The sequence below is a fragment of the Kitasatospora sp. NPDC088861 genome (genome assembly GCF_044750105.1).
Taxonomy (GTDB): Bacteria; Actinomycetota; Actinomycetes; order Streptomycetales; family Streptomycetaceae; genus Kitasatospora.
In genome coordinates this window covers 489,398-508,693 of the sequence record NZ_JBIVJF010000001.1, presented here as the reverse complement: position 1 = coordinate 508,693, position 19,296 = coordinate 489,398, and the positions used below count along the sequence as shown (strand labels likewise).

Genomic DNA, 19,296 nt, shown 5'->3' with positions numbered 1-19,296 from the left:
GTACAATCCCTTCCACGCAAGACCGTTCAAAGACCGCTCAACAGCAAGCCGCAGGAGACGGAGAGCCGATGCAGCTAGCAGCGATCGTCATCTCGCTGGTCACGTTCGTGATCGGCACCGCGCTCGCCGCCCGTGCGGCGCTGTACATCTACAAAGTGGTACGGACCGGCCAGCCGGACCCCACCCGCTTCGGTCAGCCCGCCCAGCGGGTGAAGACCGTCGCGGTCGAGTTCGTCGGACACACCCGGATGAACCGCTGGGGGATCGTGGGCATCGCCCACTGGTTCGTCGCGGTCGGCTTCTTCAGCCTGGTGCTGACCATCGTCAACGCCTTCGGCCAGCTCTTCGACGCCGAGTTCGCGCTGCCGATCATCGGCCACTGGATGCTCTGGCAGCTCTTCGTCGAGCTCGTCGGCACCCTCACCACGCTGGGCATCGCGACGCTGATCGTGATCCGGCTGCTCAGCCTGCCGTCCCGGTCCGGCCGCAAGTCCCGCTTCGCCGGCTCGATCGCCTGGCAGGCCTTCTACGTCGAGTACACGATCCTCGGCATCGGCCTCTGCATCCTGATGCTGCGCGCCCTTGAGGGCGCCCTCAACGGCGTCGACTCGTACGGGCCCGAGCACCTGGTCTCGTACCCGCTGGTCTCCGCCTTCAGCGGCCTGTCGCACGGCACGCTGGAGAACCTGATCTACCTCTTCGCGATGCTGAAGATCTGCATCTCGTTCGCGTGGGCGACCACCATCGGCATCAACCCCTCGATGGGCGTGGCCTGGCACCGCTTCCTCGGCTTCTTCAACATCTACTTCAAGCGCGAGGAGGACGGCGGCACCGCGCTCGGCGCCCTGCGTCCGATGACCAGCGGCGGTCAGCCGATCGACTTCGAGGACCCGGCCGACGACGCCGTGTTCGGCGTCTCCCAGGTCGAGCACTTCTCCTGGAAGGGCATCCTCGACTTCTCCACCTGCACCGAGTGCGGCCGCTGCCAGTCGCAGTGCCCCGCCTGGAACACCGGCAAGCCGCTCTCGCCGAAGCTGCTGATCATGGGCCTGCGCGAGCACGCCTTCGGCAAGGCGCCCTACCTGCTGGCCGGTGGCGGCAAGGACATGGAGAGCGAGGAGAAGGCCACCGCCGAGCAGCTCAAGGACGTCCCGGCGGCCGCCCTGGCCGAGGCCGAGCGCCCGCTGATCGGCACCGCCGAGGAGAACGGCGTCATCGACCCGGACGTCCTGTGGTCCTGCACCACCTGCGGCGCCTGCGTCGAGCAGTGCCCGGTGGACATCGAGCACATCGACCACATCGTCGACATGCGCCGCTACCAGGTGATGATCGAGTCCTCGTTCCCGACCGAGGCCGGGACGATGCTCAAGAACCTGGAGAACAAGGGCAACCCGTGGGGCATGGCCACCAAGGCCCGCCTGGACTGGGTCAAGGAGCTCAAGAAGGAGACCGGCATCGAGGTGCCGGTGATCGGCGAGGACATCGACCCCGCCGAGGTCGAGTACCTCTACTGGGTCGGCTGCGCCGGCGCCCTGGAGGACCGCGCCAAGAAGACCACCAAGGCCTTCGCCGAGCTGCTGCACACCGCGGGCGTGAAGTTCGCCATCCTCGGCAAGGAGGAGTCCTGCACCGGTGACTCCGCCCGCCGGCTGGGCAACGAGTTCCTCTTCCAGATGCTCGGCGCGCAGAACGTCGAGACGCTGAACGCGGCCCTGGAGGACGCGCCGGTCAAGCGGATCGTCGCCACCTGCCCGCACTGCTTCAACACCATCGCCAACGAGTACCCGCAGCTGGGCGGCCACTTCGAGGTCATCCACCACACCCAGCTGCTGCAGCACCTGATCGACGAGGGCAAGCTCGTCCCGGTCAACCCGGTCGAGGGCCTGATCACCTACCACGACCCCTGCTACCTGGGCCGCCACAACAAGGTCTACAGCCCGCCGCGCGAGATCATGGACAAGGTCCCCGGTCTGCGTCAGCAGGAGATGCACCGGCACAAGGAGCGCGGCTTCTGCTGCGGCGCCGGCGGTGCCCGGATGTGGATGGAGGAGCGCATCGGCAAGCGGATCAACACCGAGCGCGTGGACGAGGCGCTGTCCCTCAACCCGGACATCGTCTCCACCGCCTGCCCGTTCTGCCTGGTGATGCTCTCCGACTCGGTCAACGGCAAGAAGAACGAGGGCGCCGCCAAGGAGCACCTGAAGGTGGTCGACGTCGCCCAGCTGCTGCTCGACTCGGTGAAGGCGACCCCGCCGGCCGCCGCCGAGGAGCCTGCGACGGTGGACGCGTAGCGTCCTCTGTTCGACAGTTCTGCTACAACTGCCCGGCCCGGTGGTCGCCGCGAGAGCGCCCGCCGGGCCTGGCTTTTGGGGGGCCGGGACGGGCCGGACCGGGGGCGGATCCGGGGCGGGACCCGTAGGGGAGTGGTGCCAATCGCACGGCCGCCTGAGTGTCCGCCCGTTGGGAGGAAATACAGTAGGCGGCAGACCGGCCTCGCGCCGGTCGACCCGTTCCGGACGGCCGGACGGGTCCTGACCACCGACGGAGGTATCGGCCCGCCGGGCCGGGCCGCAGAGCACAAGGGGAACAGCGCAGACCATGACCGAGGCGATCATGCTGGTCGGTGGTAAGGGCACGCGACTGCGTCCGCTGACCACCCACACCCCCAAGCCCATGCTGCCGGTGGCGGGCGTCCCCTTCATCGCACACCAGCTGGCCCGCGCGGCCGCCGCCGGTGTCACCCGCGTCGTGCTGGCCACCTCCTACCTGGCCGAGGTCTTCGAGGACCACTTCCAGGACGGCACCCCGTACGGCATCGAGCTGGTCTACCTGACCGAACGCGAGCCGCTGGGCACCGGCGGCGCGATCCGCAACGCGGCGACCGGGCTGACCTGCGGCCCCGACGAGCCCGTGCTGGTCTTCAACGGCGACATCCTCTCCGGCGTCGACATCGCCGCCCTGCGCGACGGCCACGTGGCCGCCGGGGCCGACGTCACCCTGCACCTCACCCGGGTCGAGGACCCGCGCGCCTTCGGCCTCGTCCCGACCGACGCGAACGGGCGGGTGCTGGAGTTCCTGGAGAAGCCGGAGACGCCCGAGCAGATCGTCACCGACCAGATCAACGCCGGCTGCTACGTCTTCACCCGGTCCGTCATCGACCGCATCCCGGCCGGCCGCGAGGTGTCCGTCGAACGCGAGACCTTCCCCGAGCTGCTGGCCACCGGCGCGCTGCTGCGCGGCGTCGTCGACACCTCGTACTGGCTCGACCTCGGCACCCCGGCCGCGTTCGTCCGCGGCTCGGCCGACCTGGTGCTCGGCAAGGTCGACTCCCCGGCCGTCCCCGGCCCGACCGGCGACGCCCTGCTGCTGCCCGGCGCCACCGTCCACCCCGGCGCGGTGCTCAGCGGCGGCACCGTGGTCTCCGCGAACGCGGTGGTCGAGGCCGGCGCGATCGTCGAGGGCAGCGTGATCCTGCCGGGCGCGGTGGTCGGCCCGGAGACCCTGGTCAAGGACTCCATCGTGGGCGCCTTCGCCACCGTCGGCGCCCGCTCGGCGCTGGACGGCGCGGTGATCGGCGACGGCGCGATCGTCGAGTCCGACAACGAGCTGCCGAACGGCATCCGGATCGCCTGCGGCACCCTGCTGCCGGTCGGCGCGGTCCGTACCTCGGCCGGCCCGGGCGGCTGCCCGGCCGGCACCGCCGCGGCCGCCGCGGTGCACGGGCCCTCGGTCAGCGCGCAGCGGTAGCAGGACGCCGGGCCGGGCCGCTGTCGCCGGGCCGGGCCGCAGTCGCCGGGTCGGCGGTGGCGCCGTCGGCGGCGGGATTTCGGCCGCGTTCGTCTCAGGCTCGCTGCAAACCGGCCCCGGCTCCGTCCAGGCCCCACGCGGATTGGGCCGGACGGGTACCGTCAGAGCGTGGCTGGTAATCGATACGACAGCGGGCAGGGCGCCGACCCCCACGGCGGGTGGGCGCCCCCTCCGCCGCCGGCGGGGCCCGGGGGGCACGGGCAGACGGACGGGCCGGAGTACTTCACGACCTCGCACCGGGGCGTGACCGACGGCCCCGACGGCAGGCCCGGAGGCCCCGGCGCCCCGGGCCCGCAGGGCGGCTACGACCCGTACGCCGCCGACCGGCCCGGCGGCACCCGGGCCTTCCCGACCGGCGACCCGTACGCGCAGGAGCCGCCCCACCAGGGGTACTACGACCAGGGCCAGTACCCCGGGCACCCCGGCTACCCCGGGTACCCACAGGAGGGGTACGGCGCCGAGGGCTACGACCAGGGCTACGACCAGGGCGGACACCCGCAGGGCGACGGCTACGGCCAGGACGGCTACGGGCCGCAGCAGCAGCCGCCGTACGGCCAGGACAACGTCACCGTCTACCGGGCCGGCGGCCAGTCCGCCCCGCACGTCGCCGGGCCCCGCCCGCACTGGCGCGAACTGCTCATCGGCATCTTCCGCGCCCCCACCGCGACCTTCGACCGCGCCCGCGACCACCAGGTCTGGCTGCCCGCCCTCACCGTCTCGATGCTGTACGGCGCGCTCGCGGTGCTCGGCATCGGCCTGACCCACGACGACATCGTCGACTCGACCTTCACCGTCGCGCTGACCGGCATCGCCGCCGCCGCGATCGGCTTCGCCGTGGCCGGAGCGGTCTTCGGCGGCGTCACCTACGCGCTGGCCCGCCAGCTCGGCGGGGACGGCCCGTGGAAGTCGACGGTCGGCCTGGCCGCGCTGATCGGCTGGCTGACGGACGCGCCCCGGCTGCTGCTCGACCTGGTGCTGCCCTCGGGCAGCGCGGTCGTCCAGGTCGCCGGATGGGCCACCTGGGCGTTCTGCGCGTACCTGCTGACCAGCATGGTCCGGCGGGTGCACGACCTGCCCTGGGGCAAGGCGGCCGCCGCCTCGGCGGTGCAACTGCTCGCGCTGCTGGTGCTGATCAAGCTGCCGACCCTGGGCTGACGGCCGGAGGGCACAATGGTGGACGGATCCCGGTCAGGCCGGGCCCGTCCACCCTCTTCACCCCCTCAGCCTTCACCCCCCACCCCCTCACGCCTTCACCCCCCACCCCCTCACGCCTCCACTCCCTCACTCCCTCACCCGTTCCACGTCACCGGAGCCAGGAATGACCCTCCCCACCACGCACGTCAGCTTCCCGGCCGGGGCGGTGACCGGCGAGTCGACGGTGATCGAGGTGCACCCGCTGGGGGACGGCCGGCACGCCGTCGTGACCGGGGCCACCCCGTTCCACCCGCTCGACCACACCTGGCCCGACCAGCCCGCGGACCTCGGCACCCTCACCGTCGACGGCACCGAGCTGGCCGTCGTCGACTGCCTCACCGGCGCCGTCGGCCCGGACGGCGGAACGCCGCTGGCCGGGGCCGACATCCCGGTCCGGCGCGGCGACGAGGAGTGGTCCTGGCTGGTCCTGCACGTCGTCGACACCGACCCCGGCGACCTCGTCGGGCGCACCGCCGTCCTCGCCGTCGACGCCGACCGCCGGGCCGCCCTCAGCGCCTCGCACAGTGGCTGCCACCTGCTCGCCCTCGCCCTCAACGAGGCCCTCGCGCCGCGCTGGCGCAAGGACCCGGGCCGCTCCGACGCCCTCGGCCACCCCGACTTCGACAGCCTCGCGATGGCCACCTCGGTGATGGACACCGAGGCCAGCACCGACACCTACCGGCTCGGCAAGTCGCTGAAGAAGAAGGGCTTCACGGCGGACGCCACCGACGAGCTCCCCGCCCTCGCCGACGCCCTGCCCGCCCTCACCGAGGCCGTCAACGCCCGGCTCGCCGCCTGGGTCGCCGCCGACGCCCCGGTCCGCATCGAGGTCCCCGGCCCCGAGCTCACCGCCCGCCGCCAGTGGCACTGCGAGCTGCCCGAGGGCGGCGCGCAGATCTTCTGCGGCGGCACCCACCTGCACCACCTCGGCGAACTCGCCGAACTCCGCACCGAACTGCGGCTCTCCGAGGACGGCACCGAACTGGTCGCCGTCACCCGCCCCAAGCGGGCCTGAGCACCCGGGAAACGCGACGGGCGGCCGCCCCTCGTCCGTCATCGGCGAGGGTCGGCCGCCCGTACTGCGTGCGCTCCGCCCGGATCAGACGTCGGTGCGGTGGAAGTTCAGGAACGAACGGGACGGCGTCGGGCCGCGCTGGCCCTGGTAGCGCGAGCCGTACCGCTCCGAGCCGTACGGGTGCTCCGACGGCGAGGAGAGCCGGAACAGACAGAGCTGCCCGATCTTCATCCCCGGGTACAGCTTGATCGGCAGCGTCGCGACGTTCGACAGCTCCAGCGTCACGTGACCGTTGAAACCGGGGTCGATGAAGCCGGCCGTCGAGTGCGTCAGCAGGCCCAGCCGGCCCAGACTCGACTTGCCCTCCAGCCGGGACGCCACGTCGTCGGGCAGCGAGATGACCTCGTACGTCGAGGCCAGCACGAACTCGCCCGGGTGCAGGATGAACGCGTCGTCGCCCTCGGGCTCCACCAGCCGGGTCAGGTCCGGCTGCTCCTCGGAGGGGTCGATGTGCGGGTAGCGGTGGTTCTCGAACACGCGGAAGAAGCGGTCGAGGCGCACGTCGATGCTCGACGGCTGGATCATCGCCGGGTCGAACGGGTCGACGACGACCCGACCCAGGTCGATTTCGGTCCGGATGTCCTTGTCAGAGAGCAGCACGCTTCGAGGTTACGTGCACGACAGGGCCCCGGACGAATCCGCCCGGGGCCCGTTCCGTCCTCGCGTCGACCGTCAGGCCAGGAACTCCGCGGCCTCCAGCCGCAGCGCCCGGTCCAGCTGCGGCGCCGACAGCTCCCGCACGTCGGCCAGCACCGAACTCCTCAGCCGCCCGCACTGCGGACAGCGGATCAGCCGCCCGGGCCCGAGCCGGCCCGGACCGAGGTTCTGCATCGGGAACGTGGTGGTGCTGAACAGGTGCCCCTCGGCACAACGAACGACGGCGCGCTGCTCCATCGATCCCCTTCCCATCCCTAACCCAGTACTCACCCGTACTCATCGCGCCCCGCGGGACCTCGCCCCGGGACAGCGTCACATTAGGGGATGCTCCGGACATTCCACACCGTGGCTCGCCGCCCCGAACCCACCCGCCGGAGGACTCGTACGCGGCCCACACAGTACGCCCCCCTCCACCCCCGCCCGCCCCGCCACTCCCCGGGCGGGCCGTGCAACCACAGTCGCGAATGGGGTACAGTGACACTGGATTGAGCGGTCTCTGACGGCTCATCAGGCGGGCGTAGTTTAATGGTAGAACATGAGCTTCCCAAGCTTAGAGCGCGAGTTCGATTCTCGTCGCCCGCTCCAGCAGTAAAGGCCCAGGTCACATGACCTGGGCCTTTCGCGTTGTCTAGGCCAATTGGGGCCTGCCGTGCCGGATCCGTGCCAGAACGCAGCCGCCCCCAGGCGAGGTGTGCTCGATGGGGGCGCCAGGAGCCGTCCTCAGCCGGCGGTGCCGAGGGCTTCGGCGAGGCGTGCGTCCTGGTCGGGGGAGAGGCCGAAGCGGACGCCGCGGGGGCTGTAGGAGCCGCCGCAGAGCAGCACGCGGCTGAGGTGGGTGGCGGTGCTGGCGCCGCTGAGAGGAGAGCTCCCTTCGAAGAACCACGTCTCGCCGCCCCAGAAGGGGTGGCCGAGCAGGGCGTCGGCGAGAGTGGCCGCGGCCTCGGGCGGAGTGCCGATGGTGGCAAGGGCGCGGGCGACGGTCGCGGTGGCGTCGGCCGACAGGTCAACGTCGCCGAGGATGGGCAGCAGGAGGAGTAGGCGGGCGTCCGGGTCGGTGATCCCCGGCCCGTCACCGGGGCGCCGGGCGACGTGGACCAGCTTGCACCAGGCGAGCCCGGGGCCGCTCAAGTGGCCCTCGATGCTGGCCAGCGAGCGCGGCCGGTCCCAGTCGGGGTGGGCCACGTAGTAATCGATCCCTTCGCCCTCGGCGAAGTTGCGGTGGACGATCAGGATGCTGTGGCCGTGTTGCATGGGCAGCCGGATGACGGGCCAGGCGGTCGGGTCGGAGAGCTGCTCGTAGACGGCGTCCGCGTCCGCGCCGTCTGCGCCGAACAGTGCGGGTACGGGATCCAGATCCTCCCCCTCAGCGAGCCAAAGCAGATAGGCGGCCCAGAAGCCCGGCAGGGGGACCAGTTTCTCGCCGATGGCAAGAGGCTCGTTCTCGTATCCAGGGATCAGCACACGCGCATGCTGCCACCCAGTCCCGACATCGTGCGGTGCGGGTCGGCATCTTCGGGAGAATCCGTACGGAACTGCAAGAACAGTCGAGATCTTCGCAGGTGGGAGGCCCTGTGTGGCGCCACGTTTTTGCAGTATGGGTATACGTAACTCGCTGCAAGAACTGCCCAATGAGCTCGCGTTGTAGGTCCACGCCGCTGCATGCTGCACGCACAGCAGCGGTGTCGCGACTGCGACTTGATACCTGCTGCCAGAGTCGAGGAGGGACTTGTGGTTACTGTGGCTGATGGTTGGCCCGGGCGGTGGGGGTGCGTAGCTGGTGGTCGCGTCGGGCGTGGTCGACTTGTATCGGACCTGGTGTTGGTGGTGATCGTGGTCCTTGTCCTGCGTGGCACGCCTGCGAGAGACATCGAGTCGCTCCTGGCGGTGGTGAGCCTTGTGGCTACACGGACCGGTTCTGCCTGGCCCCGTCGCACTGAGTCGAGGTAAGTCGAAAATGGCCCGTCCCGAGAAGCCGTTGCCGGCTGGTTCTGATCCGGAGCTTGATGCTGCTCGGTGGATGCGTGGACTTCGGGACCGAGCTGGATTGACGAACCGTGAGATAGCTGAGTTCCTCCGCATGTCAGAGTCGACCGTGTCGAGGGCCATGTCAGGCAAGGGTTCGCGGCGCCTGCACAATCTCCTGTTCGCGATGGTCTTCATGGGCGACGGGAGCGCCGAGGAAGCATCGGACCTTATGGGGCGTCTGGGGCGTCGCCGACGTGCACACCTGAGGCAACCCAATGAGGGGATCCTCGGCTGTGACCCGGACCTGGTCTCGACGCCTGCTGAACTGGTTCGGGGGATGCGGGTTCTTCGAATCCAGGCTGGCCAGCCATCCCTCGCTGAGCTGAAGCGCAGGTCGCCGGGCCGGGCGCTGGCTCCGACAACGATCAATGAGGTCTTGTTGGGGCAACGTTTCCCTTCGGCGCTGGTACTTGCCAGATTCGTGGCGGCGTGCGGAGTTGTTCCGCCTGAATCTGATCGCTGGGCGAAAGCCTGGCAGCGAGTCATGCTTCAGGAACAACAGAGTGGCTGGAAATCCAAGGCGCCGTTCTCCCGCATGGTGCGCTTTCGGCTGGTGGAGATGGAGTCTGAGGCCGGAGCAACGTTCGTTGAGCCATTCCGGGCGGCGCATGAGGCTGTCAATGGCCATCTCGCCGGTGATTCCGAAGGTTGACCGGCCCCCTGTCACTCTTGCGGCAGGCCGCGGGCACGATGAGAGGCATGGCCATCACGGACGATCGGCATGCTGCGCGACGACGAGGTGGAGGAGCCGGGCGGGAGGGAGGAAGATCAGCAGGAAGTCGGTGACGCTGACCTGCTGCCCGACGAGCAGGTTCGTGCGGCGGTCTCCACGCTCTTCCGGGCGATCCGCCCCGAACCGCGCCTGCGCCTTGGTGAGGCCGAGGCCCGGAAGCTCGCCCCGCTGGTCGCCCAGTGGCTGGAGCGCGGCGCGACCGACGCTGACCTCGCCCAGGCTCTGCTGCCCGGCCTTCCCGTCCCGCTTCACTCGGCAGCAGCGGTGGTCCGCTACCGCCTGGAGCACAAGATGCCGCCTGTTCCGGTCCCTGCCCGCCCCGCAGCGGCGCGGTACGCCGAGTGCACCGAGTGCACCGAGTGCCACGACCCCATACCGCAGCCGGGTATCTGCCGCCCCTGTGCGGGCCTCGGCGGGCGCACGCTCGCCGTCGGGGGAGACGAAGCGGTCGCTCGCGGCGGAGCGGCCCGCGTCCGGGCAGCTCTGCGTACTGCGCGACCGACCGGGCTGGGCATCGGAACCCTGGTCCCGGTCGGCTGACTGGCGCGTCCGTCCGGCGGCCGGCGCTACCGGGGGATCAGCGACCAGCGCGAACGGCGGTGCCGCCCCGGGCGCCCTGCGGCTGCCCGGGGTTCTTGGCCCTGCGGGGTGGGCTGGGCCGAGCATGACGGCTCGTCGTTCAGCAGGATCGAGCGCCAGACCCGTTCCTGGAGTTCGCGGATGCAGGGCCCGCAGGCATACATGGGCGCCTGGGCGCCGGCGACGTGAGCAGGGCCGATCCACAAGACACGGGTCCACTGCTGGCCGCAGTACAGCCAGCAGAAGCCGTCGAACCAGGTGTTGCCGTCATCGGTCGCGGGCGGGTCGGGCACGTAGCCGCGGGCGAACCCCGCGATGCCAGGGATCACGATGTGCGGCTCGGGCAGCATGGGATCACCTGCCCGGGCTGTGTCCGCCGTCGGATTCGGCAGCTTCGTCGGTCCCCAACCCGGCGATCGGTGACCACTCGTGTTTCAGGATCGAGTAGGTGATCGAGTCGCGCCAGGCGCCATGGACGAAGACGTGGTCGCGGATGCGGCCGTCCTCGGTCATGCCGGCGCGCAGGAGGGTGCGTGCGGAGGCTTCGTTGAGCGGTGAGCGGGCAGCCCAGATGCGGTGTAGGCGGAGGACGTTGAAGCCGAGCGCGCACAGCAGGTGGACGGTCTCGGTGCCGTGGCCCTTGCCCCATGCAGCCTGGTGGAGGGCGAAGCCGATGGTGGCGGCCTGCTGCGGCTCGGTGGCCAGGCGTGCGTAGCCGATCAGTCGGTGTTCGTCGAAGAGGGTGACGGCGAGGCAGTACTCGTCGCGCGGGGAGGCGTGCGCGGAGGCGATGGAGCGGTCCGTGATCGCCTGGACCTGCTCGCGGGTGCGGGGTTCGAAGCTGAGGTGGCGGGTGGCCTCGGGGTCGCCGTAGATGGCCAGGAGGTCGTCGGTGTCCTCGGGTTCGACCTCGCGCAGTGCCAGGTTGGGGCCGGTCAGGTGAACTGGGGTCATGGCTGCGGAGCCTATCCGCGGGGTCATCGGACGAGGACCGAGGTCGGGGTGGCGGTGAAGGCCTCGATCTCCTCGCGCAGTCCGGCCGCCGCGCTGCCGCTGCGGCGGCCGTCGCCGTGCAGGGCGGCGTGGACGCGTTGGGCGCTGCTCACGATGCCGAAGTTCCGCTGCTCGACGGGGAGGTCGAGAACGGGGCGGACGGCCTCGGCGGCGCCTTCGATCTCGCCGCGGGCGATGCGGGCGAGGGCGAGGTCGGTCTGGGCGCCGGCCTGGTCGCCGAAGGCCCACTCGTCCTCGGAGGCACTGCGGTAGGCGGCGACGGCCGCTTCGGACTGGTTCTCGCCGAGCGCGGCGTCCTGGCCGAGCTGCACGGTGGCCTCGGCGACGTAGTACAGCTGGCGGGGCACCGGGAAGGTCATGATGCCGCCGAAGGCGTCGAGGTCGTCGGGCTCGACGGCCTCGCGGGCGTCCTCAGCCCGCTGGATGGCCGCACGGGTGGCCTCACCGTCGCCGAGGAGGGAGTGGGCGCGGGCGGAGAGGCAGGCCAGCCAGACGCCGGTGGTGCCGCGGACGTCGCCGGCCACGCTCTGCCCGAGAGCCGCGTACTCGGCGGCCTCGCCGGGGCGGCCGGCCCAGTAGGAGATGAGCGACTGGAGCGAGCGCACCCAGGCGCGCATGGCGTGGTGGTCTGCGTTGTCGGCGCAGACGAAGGCAGTGCGGGCCTGCATCATCGCGGCGCTCGGGTTGCCGAGGTCGTGGCTGGCCTTGGCGAGCATGCCGGAGGTGATCCCGGCGAGCAGGTACAGCTCCCGGGCCTGCAACGGCTTGACCCGTCCGTGCTCCAGCAGTCGGAAGGTGAGGTCCTGGACCTCGACTAGGTCGCCGAGCAGGGTCGGCAGTGCCAGCTTCGGGTAGGCGGCGGTCAACCGCCGTACCTCGTCGTGGATCTGGCTCAGGGTCTCCGAGCCGATACTGCTGCCCTCCGCCATCGCGGTGAACCGAAGTGCGCGACGAGCCGCCATCATGACCTGCCTTTCCAATTCCGTGGTGCCCGCGTCGAAGCGGGGTTCGCTGCTGGACGGGCCACCGACAGGCGGTGCCGCTGCTTGCTCGGGTGGGAGGAGGACAGGGGCCGGCCGTGGTGGCGGGACGACGAACGAGGCGGTGGTGGCGTGCACGGGGCCGGCCGGTGCGGGCGCGAGGAGTTGGTCGACGCCGACGCCGAACATGGCCTCCAGCACCCGGCACTGGTCCGGGTAGGGGCGGGTCTTTACCGCTCCGCCGTACCAGCGCTCGAACTGCCGCTTGGAGACCGACAGGCCCCGGAGTCGGGGGTCGCGCTCCTGCTCGGCGAGCGAGTTCGCCGTCGCCTCGAACCGGAGGCGGAAGGTCTCGTAGACCTGCCAATGCCGCTGAAGCGTCAAAACCCTTAGGAGTGTGGGAGTTTCAGCCATCGCGGATCATCTCCGTCCCCGTTCGTCTGCTCTGACGATAGCCATCGGCACTCGACAGGAAACCCGTTCGAGGCCGTACCGGACCAGATGGCGGTGGCCATGACGGCAGTCATGACGCACACCGCCATGGCGCCGGCCTCGCCGCCCTCAGGGTGACGGGATGGCGACGGCAGCCGCGTCGTATCGGTGCCGCACCGGGCGCCGCCATCCTGAACGCCGCTTCACTGTCCGTGCATCGATGGCAGCGAAGCGTGAGATCAAGGGCGCTGGGACCGGCGCCCGATCAACCCCATCCAGCACCACGTGCATTCCGGCTCGCCATGCCGTGAGCCGGCCCGGGAGGGAACCGATGGACAGTACCCTGACCGCTCTGGCCGGGCAGATCGCCCAGCTGGACGCCGTGGACTCCGCCCATCTGGAGCGGATGCGCCACGAGGCCTTGACCGCCCAGGCGCCGTGGAAGGCAGAGTACGGCGCCTACCAGTCCGGCGGCTGGTGGACCACCTCGCTGATGAACGCCTCCGGCGACGCCGCCGACGTGACGATCGGCGACTGCGCCGCCCGTCCGACCGACCTGCTGGGGCGGATGCCGGCCACCGCCGCGTTCCTGGCCGACCTCGGCCTGAACTTCATGTGGGTGCGGCTGGCCCGCCTGGAGGGCAACGCCTTCCTCTGGGAGCACCGCGACTACGACGAGCTCCACCAGGTCGAGCGGCACCGGCTGCACGTCCCGCTGCACACCAACACCTCGGCGTTCCTGGTCACCGGTGGCACCAAGGTGCACATGGCCGGCGGGCGGATCTGGCGGCTCACCCCGACCTACGCCCACGGGGTGTGCAACCTGCTCGGCCCGGACCGGATCCACCTGATCGCCGACGTGTACGCCGACGACGCCTACCAGCGCCTGGCCCGCCGCCCCATGCTGAGCCCGACCGTCGCGGAGCCGTTGCCCGTCGCCGACCAGACGGTCCTCGCGGAGCGGCTGGAGGCCGCTCGCAACATGGCCGCCCTCGGCTACACGGAGGCGGCCGAGCGGATGCTGCTGCGGCTCTTCTACACCTACGCCCTGCCGGAGGGCACGGCGTACGACCTGATCGCCGAACTGCACACCTTCCTCGGCGACATGGAGGCCGCGACGCGCTGGGAGACCGCCAAGCGCCGCCTGCTCGCCCTCCCCGCCTGATCCCAGCCCGCGCCTACGCCCGGAAGGAAGAAGCGCATGCCCACCCTGCAACTGGCGGCGATCACCCAGGCCAACCGGCCCGCACAGCTGCCGCTGCTGTCGAAGCTCGCCGACATCCTGGCCACCTCCCTGTCGGTGACTCACCTGATGGTCCGCGGGTCGTTGGCCCACGGCACCGCCGACCGCCTGTCCGACGTCGACTTCGTCGTCGGCGTCCACGACGTCCAACTCCCGGCCTTCGTCGAGGCGCTGGACACCCTGATGCCCGTCGAGGCCGGCGCTCTGCTGCCCGGCTGGCGCGACACGATCGTCGCCGACCTCGGTGGCGTCGGGATGGTCTTCCTCGTCCCGGACGAGGGGAAGCTTCACCAGATCGACCTCTACGTCGCACCGGCCTCCCGGATCCCGCGGCTGCAGGCGATGGTCAGCACCGCAGTCCTCCTCGACCGCCGGCCCGGACCGGTCGACGTGGCGGACATCGCGGCGGCCGAGAGCTTCGTCGCCGCCTTCGCCGCCCGGCCGCGCTCCTGCACCGAGCTGCTGATCGAGCACCTGGTGCTGGCCGTGCTCCTGCACAAGCGGATCCGGCGCGGCCAGCGGTTCGTGGCGTACTCCGAGTGGTACCGGCTGCACACCGCGACGAAGGACCTGATCAAGACCGCCCTGGCCCCCGCCTCGCGGTACTGGGGCTGGTACCAGCTGCGCGAGGAGATCGCCGTCACCCCGATCGGCCGGGCCTGCCTGGGTGACCTGGATGCGGCGATCAGCGGTCCGGCGATCCCGGAGGCGGCCGATGTCACCGAGGCGATCGAGCGGGTGCTCGCCTTGACGGAGCGGGCCTGCCCGCAGGCGCTCGACGGCCTGCACGACGCTGTCGCCGCCTACCGCACCTACCAGGAGCTGGTGTGAACGCACTCCACCTCGCGGGCCCGGCCGCCAGCCGGGCCCGCGAGGGCCTGACCGCCGTCTTCTTCGGCGGTGTCGTCCCCGCCTCGGCCGAGGAGGAGGCACTGGCCGAGGAGATCGGCCGGAGCTTGGCCCAGGCCGGGTACCAGCTCCTGCACGGCGGCTACAACGGCCTGATGGAGGCCGCCGCCCGCGGAGCCGGAGGCCAGGGAGCCACGGTCACCGCCGTCACGCTGATCGGCAAGCATGGCGAGTGGGGCGGGTTCAACCCGCACACCACCTTGTCCGTTCACCTGCCCGACCCTGGCGCACGACTCAACCACTACCTGGAGCACGCCGACCTGATCGTCGCCATGGGCGGCGGTGTCGGCACCCTCCACGAGCTGACCGCCGCCCTCTACTACGCGACCGTCATCCGGTCCGTCCCGGTCTGTGTCGCCGGACCGGCAGCCCTTCGTCTGCTCGCCTTCCTGCGCGAGGAGCGGTGGCTGTACGAGACCCCGACCCGGCCGCTCGGCTTCCTCGCCACCGCGGAGTCCGCGGACGCCTTCCGCGCCCACCTCGCCACGCTCGACACCGCCCCGATCGGAGAAGCATGACCACCCGCACCCCGCCGGCCGGCCTCGCCGCCCGGCTCGCCGAAACCGCCTGCGTCGACGCCCCGTTCACGCTCGCCAACGGCACCCAGCTCGATGCCTACTTCGACGAGTACAGGATGGCCTCCGACCCCGCGCTCCTGCGCGACACCGCCACTGCCTTGGCCGACCTCGTCCCCGACGACGCCCAGGTACTCGCCGGCATCGAACTCGGGGGCGTCCCCCTCGTCGTGGCGCTGTCCGCCGCCACTGGCCTGCCCGCCGTCTTCGTACGCCGCAAGCCCAAGAGCTACGGCTCGTGCCACCAGGTCGAGGGCCTCGCCATCGACGGCCGCCGCACCGTGCTCGTCGACGACGTGGTCCGCTCCGGCGGCCAACTGCTCCACATGGCACGCATCCTGCGGATGGTGGGCGGACCGGTCACCCACGCCCTGTGCGTCCTGGAACGCCCACTCGGCGGCCGGGCTCTGCTGGCCGACCACCGCGTCACCCTGCACTCCCTGCTCACCGAGGCCGACCTGCCGGCGCCCCGGACGGGTGGTGCCGCGTGAAGCGGGCCGTGCTCTTCGACCTCGACGGCGTCCTCGTCGACAGCCGGGCCGCCCAACTCGCCACGCTGGCGGGCTACGCGACCTCCGCTCTCGGTAGGCGCGTCACCGTCGCGGACCTCCCACCCGCCGCCGCGACCACCCCTCGCGAGTACGTCCTCTCCGAACTCGGGCTGGACGGGCCGATCAACGAGGACAGCTGGGCGGCGGCGAGCGCCACCGCCACCCTCACCGCCGAGGTGTTCCCGTACGTCGCCGAGACCCTCGCCGCGCTCCGCGAGGCCGGAGTCGGCACCGGGGTCGTCACCCTGCGAAGCCGCGAACGGGTCAACTGGCTTCTGCCACAGGACATCCTCGACCAGCTGGACACGGTCGTCTGCTACGAGGACGCCCAGCCCAAGCCCGCCCCCGACGGCGTACTGCTCGCCCTCGACCGGCTCGACGTCACCCCGAGAGCGGGCATCTTCGTCGGCGACACCGAGACCGACATCCACGCTGCCCACGCCGCGGGCGTCACCGCCGTCGGCGCCGGCTGGGGTTTCGCCGGCCCCGAAGCGCTCACCCGGGCCGGAGCCCACCTCGTGATGCCCCGAGCCGACCACGCCGCCTTCGTCCTGCCCCTCCTGGTCGGCATCGGCCGACAGGAGGACAACTCCAAGCGATCTTGACCCCGGACCCGCTACTGTTGGTGGCGCAGTCGCAGCGGACCGTTGCGTCCCGTATCGGCTGCGCCACCTCAGAGCGACGGATACCGGAGTCATGGTCTACACCGTGGGGGCGCGAGCTATCTGCGCCGAGCTGGAGAACTGAGAACCACTCAGTCCTCGTTCTCGGCCCGGCTCGGCGTGTGATCACCCCACCTCTCTCCGCGACTCTTCCGTGAGGGCCATACCGCCATGCGCTCGACGCAGATCCGTTCCACCTTCCTGGACTTCTTCACCTCGCGCGGCCACCGCCACGTCCCGTCCAGCCCGCTCATCCCCTCCGACCCGACCCTGCTGCTGGCCAACGCCGGCATGAACCAGTTCAAGCCCTACTTCCTGGGCGAGGTCACCCCGGACTACCCGCGCGCCACCACTATCCAGAAGTGCGCCCGCACCTCCGACATCGACAACGTCGGCCGCACCAACCGGCACGCCACGTTCTTCGAGATGATGGGCAACTTCTCCTTCGGCGACTACTTCAAGGCCGACGCCATCGCCTACGCCTGGGAACTCCTCACCCAGGGCTACAACTTGGAGAAGGACCGTCTCTGGATCACCGTCCACCAGGACGACGACGAGGCCGAACAGCTCTGGCGCAGGATCGGTGTCCCCGCCGAGCGCATCCAGCGCCTCGGCACGGACAACTTCTGGGACATGGGCGTCCCCGGCCCGTGCGGCCCCTCTTCCGAGCTCAACTACGACCGGGGTCCGGCCTTCGGCCGCGAAGGCGGACCGGCCGTCGACGGCGAGCGGTACGTCGAGATCTGGAACCTCGTCTTCATGCAGTCCCTGCGCGGCGAGGACGACGACAACGGCACCTTCCCGATCCTGGGCGACCTCGCCCGGCAGAGCATCGACACCGGCCTCGGCCTCGACCGCCTCGCCGCGATCCTCCAGGACGTCGAGAACGTCTGCGGCACCGACCTGCTCCTGCCCACCCTCACCACCGTCCAGGAACTTGCCGGCCGCGACTACCCCGGCAACGGCCCCGGCGGCGAGGAGAAGGTCTCCTTCCAGGTCGTCACCGAGCACGCCCGCTCCATCGCCTACCTCATCGCCGACGGTGTCCTGCCCGCCAAGGACGGCCGCGGCTACGTCCTGCGCCGCCTGATGCGCCGCGCGATCCGCCACGCCCGGCTGCTCGGCATCGACCAGCCCGTCCTGGCCCCGGCCACCGCCAGCGTCATCGCCAACCTCGGCGACGTCTGGCCCGAACTGGTGGGCCAGGCCTCCCTCATCGAGCAGGTCGTCACCGCCGAGGAGGAGTCCTTCACCCGCACCCTCACCCAGGGCACCCGGCTGCTCAACGCCGCCATCACCCGCAGCCGCGAGGGCCGCTCCACCACCCTCACCGGCGACACCGCCTTCGAACTGCACGACACCTACGGCTTCCCCGTCGAGCTGACCATCGAGGCCGCCCGCGACGCCGGGTTGAGCGTCGACGAGGACCGCTTCACCGCCCTGCTCGCCGAGCAGCAGAAGCGCGCCAAGGCCGGGGGCAAGGCCAAGACCGCCGAGGCCCTGCGCCGCCAGGACGCCTACCGCGAGCTGTCCTCCCGCCACGGCCGTACCGACTTCGTCGGCTACGACCGCCTCGACACCGAGGTCACCGTCCTCGGCCTCATCTCCGACGGCGCCGTCGTGCCCGGCGCCGACCAGGGCAGCACGCTCGAACTCGTCCTGGACCGCAGCCCGTTCTACGCCGAATCCGGCGGCCAGGTCGGCGACACCGGCACCATCCGCACGTCCTCCGGCGCGCTCCTGGAAGTCCTGGACACCAAGCTCGGCCTGGAAGGCTTCCACGTCCACACTGTCCGCGTCCGCGAAGGCGAGATCCGCACCGGCGAACAGGCCGAAGCCCTCGTCGACGGCCCGCGCCGGGACGCCGTCGCCCGTTCCCACTCCGCCACCCACGTCCTGCACGCCATGCTCCGCCGCACCCTCGGCGACCACGCCCGCCAGCACGGCTCCCTCGTCGACGCCGGCCGCCTGCGCTTCGACTTCGCCCACTTCTCCGCCGTCGACCGCACCCAGCTCGCCGCCATCGAGGCCCTCGTCAACGACCACCTCCTCGACGATCCCGAAGTCCGCATCTGGCATGCCACCCGCTCCGAAGCCGAGGCCGCCGGAGCAACCGCCCTGTTCGGCGAGAAGTACGGCGACCACGTCCGCATCGTCGACATCGGCGACTTCTCCCGCGAACTCTGCGGCGGCACCCACGTCCCCCACGGCGCGGGTGCCGGCCCCGTCCGCATTCTCGGCGAAGCCTCCGTCGGCTCCAACCTCCGCCGCATCGAAGCCCTCACCGGCCGCGATGCCCTCACCTACCACGACACCGAACGCCGCCTCCTCGAAGAACTCTCCAGCCTCCTCGGCACCCGCCCCCAGGACGCCCCCGACGCCCTCCGCAAGCGCCTCGACGCCCTCACCACCGCCCAACAAGAACTCGCCCGCATCCGCGACTCCGAGCTCCGCACCCGCGCCCAGCAGCTCGCTGCCTCCGCCCACACCATCCCCGGCGGCCGGATCGTCACCAAGAACGTCACCGGCCTCAGCCCCGACGAACTCCGCACCCTGGCCACCAACACCGCCGACCTCCTGGGCGACAACCACGCTGCGGTCATCCTCGGCGCCAAACATGACGGCAAGGCCCTCCTCGCCGCCGCCATCACCCGCAGCCTCCACACCACCGACATCCAGGCCAGCCAGCTCCTCACCGCCGCCGCCCTTGCAGTCGGCGGCGGAGCCGGCGGCAAGGGCCCCATCGCCAGCGCCGGCGGACGCCGCCCCGAGGCCCTCGACGAGGCCCTCACCATCGCCGCCCAGGACGCCGCCCGAGCCCTCGGCCAGTAGCGCCAGCCGCCAGCGCGCGGTCGGTGCC

17 protein-coding genes, 1 tRNA gene and 1 pseudogene are annotated in these 19,296 nt (G+C 71.1%); 13 read left to right on the top strand and 6 right to left on the bottom strand.

The window, feature by feature from the left end; all coding sequences use genetic code 11:
* The first annotated feature begins 68 nt into the window (after window positions 1-68).
* The 4 genes and pseudogenes from ACIP37_RS02195 (at window position 69) to ACIP37_RS02180 (ending at window position 6,016) form a co-directional block, all read left to right on the top strand.
* Window positions 69-2,291, top strand: a complete 2,223-nt coding sequence (locus tag ACIP37_RS02195; RefSeq protein WP_400804183.1) for a (Fe-S)-binding protein — start codon at window positions 69-71, stop codon at window positions 2,289-2,291.
* A gap of 307 nt (window positions 2,292-2,598) precedes the next feature.
* Window positions 2,599-3,672, top strand: a pseudogene (locus ACIP37_RS02190) (sugar phosphate nucleotidyltransferase); the annotation flags it as partial.
* Between the two features lie 243 nt (window positions 3,673-3,915).
* Window positions 3,916-4,962, top strand: coding sequence for a Yip1 family protein (locus tag ACIP37_RS02185; RefSeq protein WP_363627868.1), 1,047 nt, complete (start codon window positions 3,916-3,918; stop codon window positions 4,960-4,962).
* Window positions 4,963-5,125: 163 nt separating this feature from the next.
* Entirely contained in the window at window positions 5,126-6,016 is an 891-nt protein-coding gene (locus tag ACIP37_RS02180) for a metal-dependent hydrolase (RefSeq protein ID WP_400804180.1), read from the top strand.
* 84 nt (window positions 6,017-6,100) lie between these two features.
* Here the strand turns inward: ACIP37_RS02180 and dcd are convergent, their stop codons facing one another.
* A complete protein-coding gene (gene dcd, locus ACIP37_RS02175; protein ID WP_363579803.1) occupies window positions 6,101-6,676 on the bottom strand; it encodes a dCTP deaminase in 576 nt (191 codons plus the stop codon).
* Between the two features lie 72 nt (window positions 6,677-6,748).
* Window positions 6,749-6,970, bottom strand: a complete 222-nt coding sequence (locus tag ACIP37_RS02170; protein ID WP_079135746.1) for a hypothetical protein — start codon at window positions 6,968-6,970, stop codon at window positions 6,749-6,751.
* A 274-nt stretch (window positions 6,971-7,244) separates the two neighbouring features.
* On the opposite strand from ACIP37_RS02170, the gene ACIP37_RS02165 reads away from it, so the two are divergent.
* Window positions 7,245-7,318 (top strand) — tRNA-Gly (locus ACIP37_RS02165).
* A gap of 135 nt (window positions 7,319-7,453) precedes the next feature.
* Here the strand turns inward: ACIP37_RS02165 and ACIP37_RS02160 are convergent.
* On the bottom strand, window positions 7,454-8,194 hold the full coding sequence (locus ACIP37_RS02160) for a hypothetical protein (protein ID WP_400804176.1): 741 nt from the start codon (window positions 8,192-8,194) through the stop codon (window positions 7,454-7,456).
* A gap of 643 nt (window positions 8,195-8,837) precedes the next feature.
* On the opposite strand from ACIP37_RS02160, the gene ACIP37_RS02155 reads away from it, so the two are divergent.
* Entirely contained in the window at window positions 8,838-9,410 is a 573-nt protein-coding gene (locus tag ACIP37_RS02155) for a hypothetical protein (protein WP_400804173.1), read from the top strand.
* A 69-nt stretch (window positions 9,411-9,479) separates the two neighbouring features.
* Window positions 9,480-10,031, top strand: coding sequence for a hypothetical protein (locus tag ACIP37_RS02150; protein ID WP_400804171.1), 552 nt, complete (start codon window positions 9,480-9,482; stop codon window positions 10,029-10,031).
* A gap of 26 nt (window positions 10,032-10,057) precedes the next feature.
* Here the strand turns inward: ACIP37_RS02150 and ACIP37_RS02145 are convergent, their stop codons facing one another.
* From ACIP37_RS02145 to ACIP37_RS02135, 3 genes are read right to left on the bottom strand one after another with little or no spacing between them, the layout of a single operon-like run.
* A complete protein-coding gene (locus ACIP37_RS02145) occupies window positions 10,058-10,420 on the bottom strand; it encodes a hypothetical protein (RefSeq protein WP_400804168.1) in 363 nt (120 codons plus the stop codon).
* Window positions 10,421-10,424: 4 nt separating this feature from the next.
* The gene (locus tag ACIP37_RS02140; protein ID WP_400804165.1) at window positions 10,425-11,024 is read right to left on the bottom strand and encodes a GNAT family N-acetyltransferase; all 600 of its coding nucleotides are present in this window, start codon (window positions 11,022-11,024) and stop codon (window positions 10,425-10,427) included.
* Between the two features lie 23 nt (window positions 11,025-11,047).
* Complete coding sequence (locus tag ACIP37_RS02135) at window positions 11,048-12,448, bottom strand: hypothetical protein (RefSeq protein WP_400804162.1); 1,401 nt, start codon at window positions 12,446-12,448, stop codon at window positions 11,048-11,050.
* 379 nt (window positions 12,449-12,827) lie between these two features.
* On the opposite strand from ACIP37_RS02135, the gene ACIP37_RS02130 reads away from it, so the two are divergent.
* The 6 genes from ACIP37_RS02130 to alaS all read left to right on the top strand — a co-directional run bounded on the left by ACIP37_RS02130 (window position 12,828) and on the right by alaS (window position 19,268).
* Window positions 12,828-13,661 carry an aspartyl/asparaginyl beta-hydroxylase domain-containing protein gene (locus tag ACIP37_RS02130; protein ID WP_400804159.1) on the top strand — a complete coding sequence of 278 codons (834 nt, stop codon included), beginning with the start codon at window positions 12,828-12,830 and terminating at the stop codon, window positions 13,659-13,661.
* A gap of 36 nt (window positions 13,662-13,697) precedes the next feature.
* Window positions 13,698-14,570 (top strand): hypothetical protein, encoded by an 873-nt coding sequence (locus ACIP37_RS02125; protein ID WP_400804156.1) that lies wholly within the window; start codon window positions 13,698-13,700, stop codon window positions 14,568-14,570.
* Entirely contained in the window at window positions 14,567-15,166 is a 600-nt protein-coding gene (locus tag ACIP37_RS02120; RefSeq protein WP_400804153.1) for an LOG family protein, read from the top strand. Before ACIP37_RS02125 ends, ACIP37_RS02120 begins: the two co-directional genes overlap by 4 nt.
* The gene (locus ACIP37_RS02115; RefSeq protein ID WP_400804150.1) at window positions 15,163-15,714 is read left to right on the top strand and encodes an orotate phosphoribosyltransferase; all 552 of its coding nucleotides are present in this window, start codon (window positions 15,163-15,165) and stop codon (window positions 15,712-15,714) included. The genes ACIP37_RS02120 and ACIP37_RS02115 overlap by 4 nt, the downstream gene beginning before the upstream one ends.
* Entirely contained in the window at window positions 15,711-16,379 is a 669-nt protein-coding gene (locus ACIP37_RS02110; RefSeq protein WP_400804147.1) for an HAD family hydrolase, read from the top strand. Before ACIP37_RS02115 ends, ACIP37_RS02110 begins: the two co-directional genes overlap by 4 nt.
* A 228-nt stretch (window positions 16,380-16,607) precedes the next feature.
* Window positions 16,608-19,268: an alanine--tRNA ligase gene (gene alaS / locus ACIP37_RS02105; RefSeq protein WP_400804144.1), complete on the top strand. Its 2,661-nt coding sequence runs from the start codon at window positions 16,608-16,610 to the stop codon at window positions 19,266-19,268.
* Window positions 19,269-19,296 lie beyond the last annotated feature (28 nt).

Coding starts and splice junctions, on each gene's coding strand:
- ACIP37_RS02195 (WP_400804183.1), top strand. CDS start 69: ATGCAGCTAGCAGCGATCGTCATCTCGCTGGTCACGTTCGTGATCGGC.
- ACIP37_RS02180 (WP_400804180.1), top strand. CDS start 5,126: ATGACCCTCCCCACCACGCACGTCAGCTTCCCGGCCGGGGCGGTGACC.
- ACIP37_RS02170 (WP_079135746.1), bottom strand. CDS start 6,970: ATGGAGCAGCGCGCCGTCGTTCGTTGTGCCGAGGGGCACCTGTTCAGC.
- ACIP37_RS02155 (WP_400804173.1), top strand. CDS start 8,838: ATGTCAGGCAAGGGTTCGCGGCGCCTGCACAATCTCCTGTTCGCGATG.
- ACIP37_RS02150 (WP_400804171.1), top strand. CDS start 9,480: ATGCTGCGCGACGACGAGGTGGAGGAGCCGGGCGGGAGGGAGGAAGAT.
- ACIP37_RS02145 (WP_400804168.1), bottom strand. CDS start 10,420: ATGCTGCCCGAGCCGCACATCGTGATCCCTGGCATCGCGGGGTTCGCC.
- ACIP37_RS02140 (WP_400804165.1), bottom strand. CDS start 11,024: ATGACCCCAGTTCACCTGACCGGCCCCAACCTGGCACTGCGCGAGGTC.
- ACIP37_RS02130 (WP_400804159.1), top strand. CDS start 12,828: ATGGACAGTACCCTGACCGCTCTGGCCGGGCAGATCGCCCAGCTGGAC.
- ACIP37_RS02125 (WP_400804156.1), top strand. CDS start 13,698: ATGCCCACCCTGCAACTGGCGGCGATCACCCAGGCCAACCGGCCCGCA.
- ACIP37_RS02115 (WP_400804150.1), top strand. CDS start 15,163: ATGACCACCCGCACCCCGCCGGCCGGCCTCGCCGCCCGGCTCGCCGAA.
- alaS (WP_400804144.1), top strand. CDS start 16,608: ATGCGCTCGACGCAGATCCGTTCCACCTTCCTGGACTTCTTCACCTCG.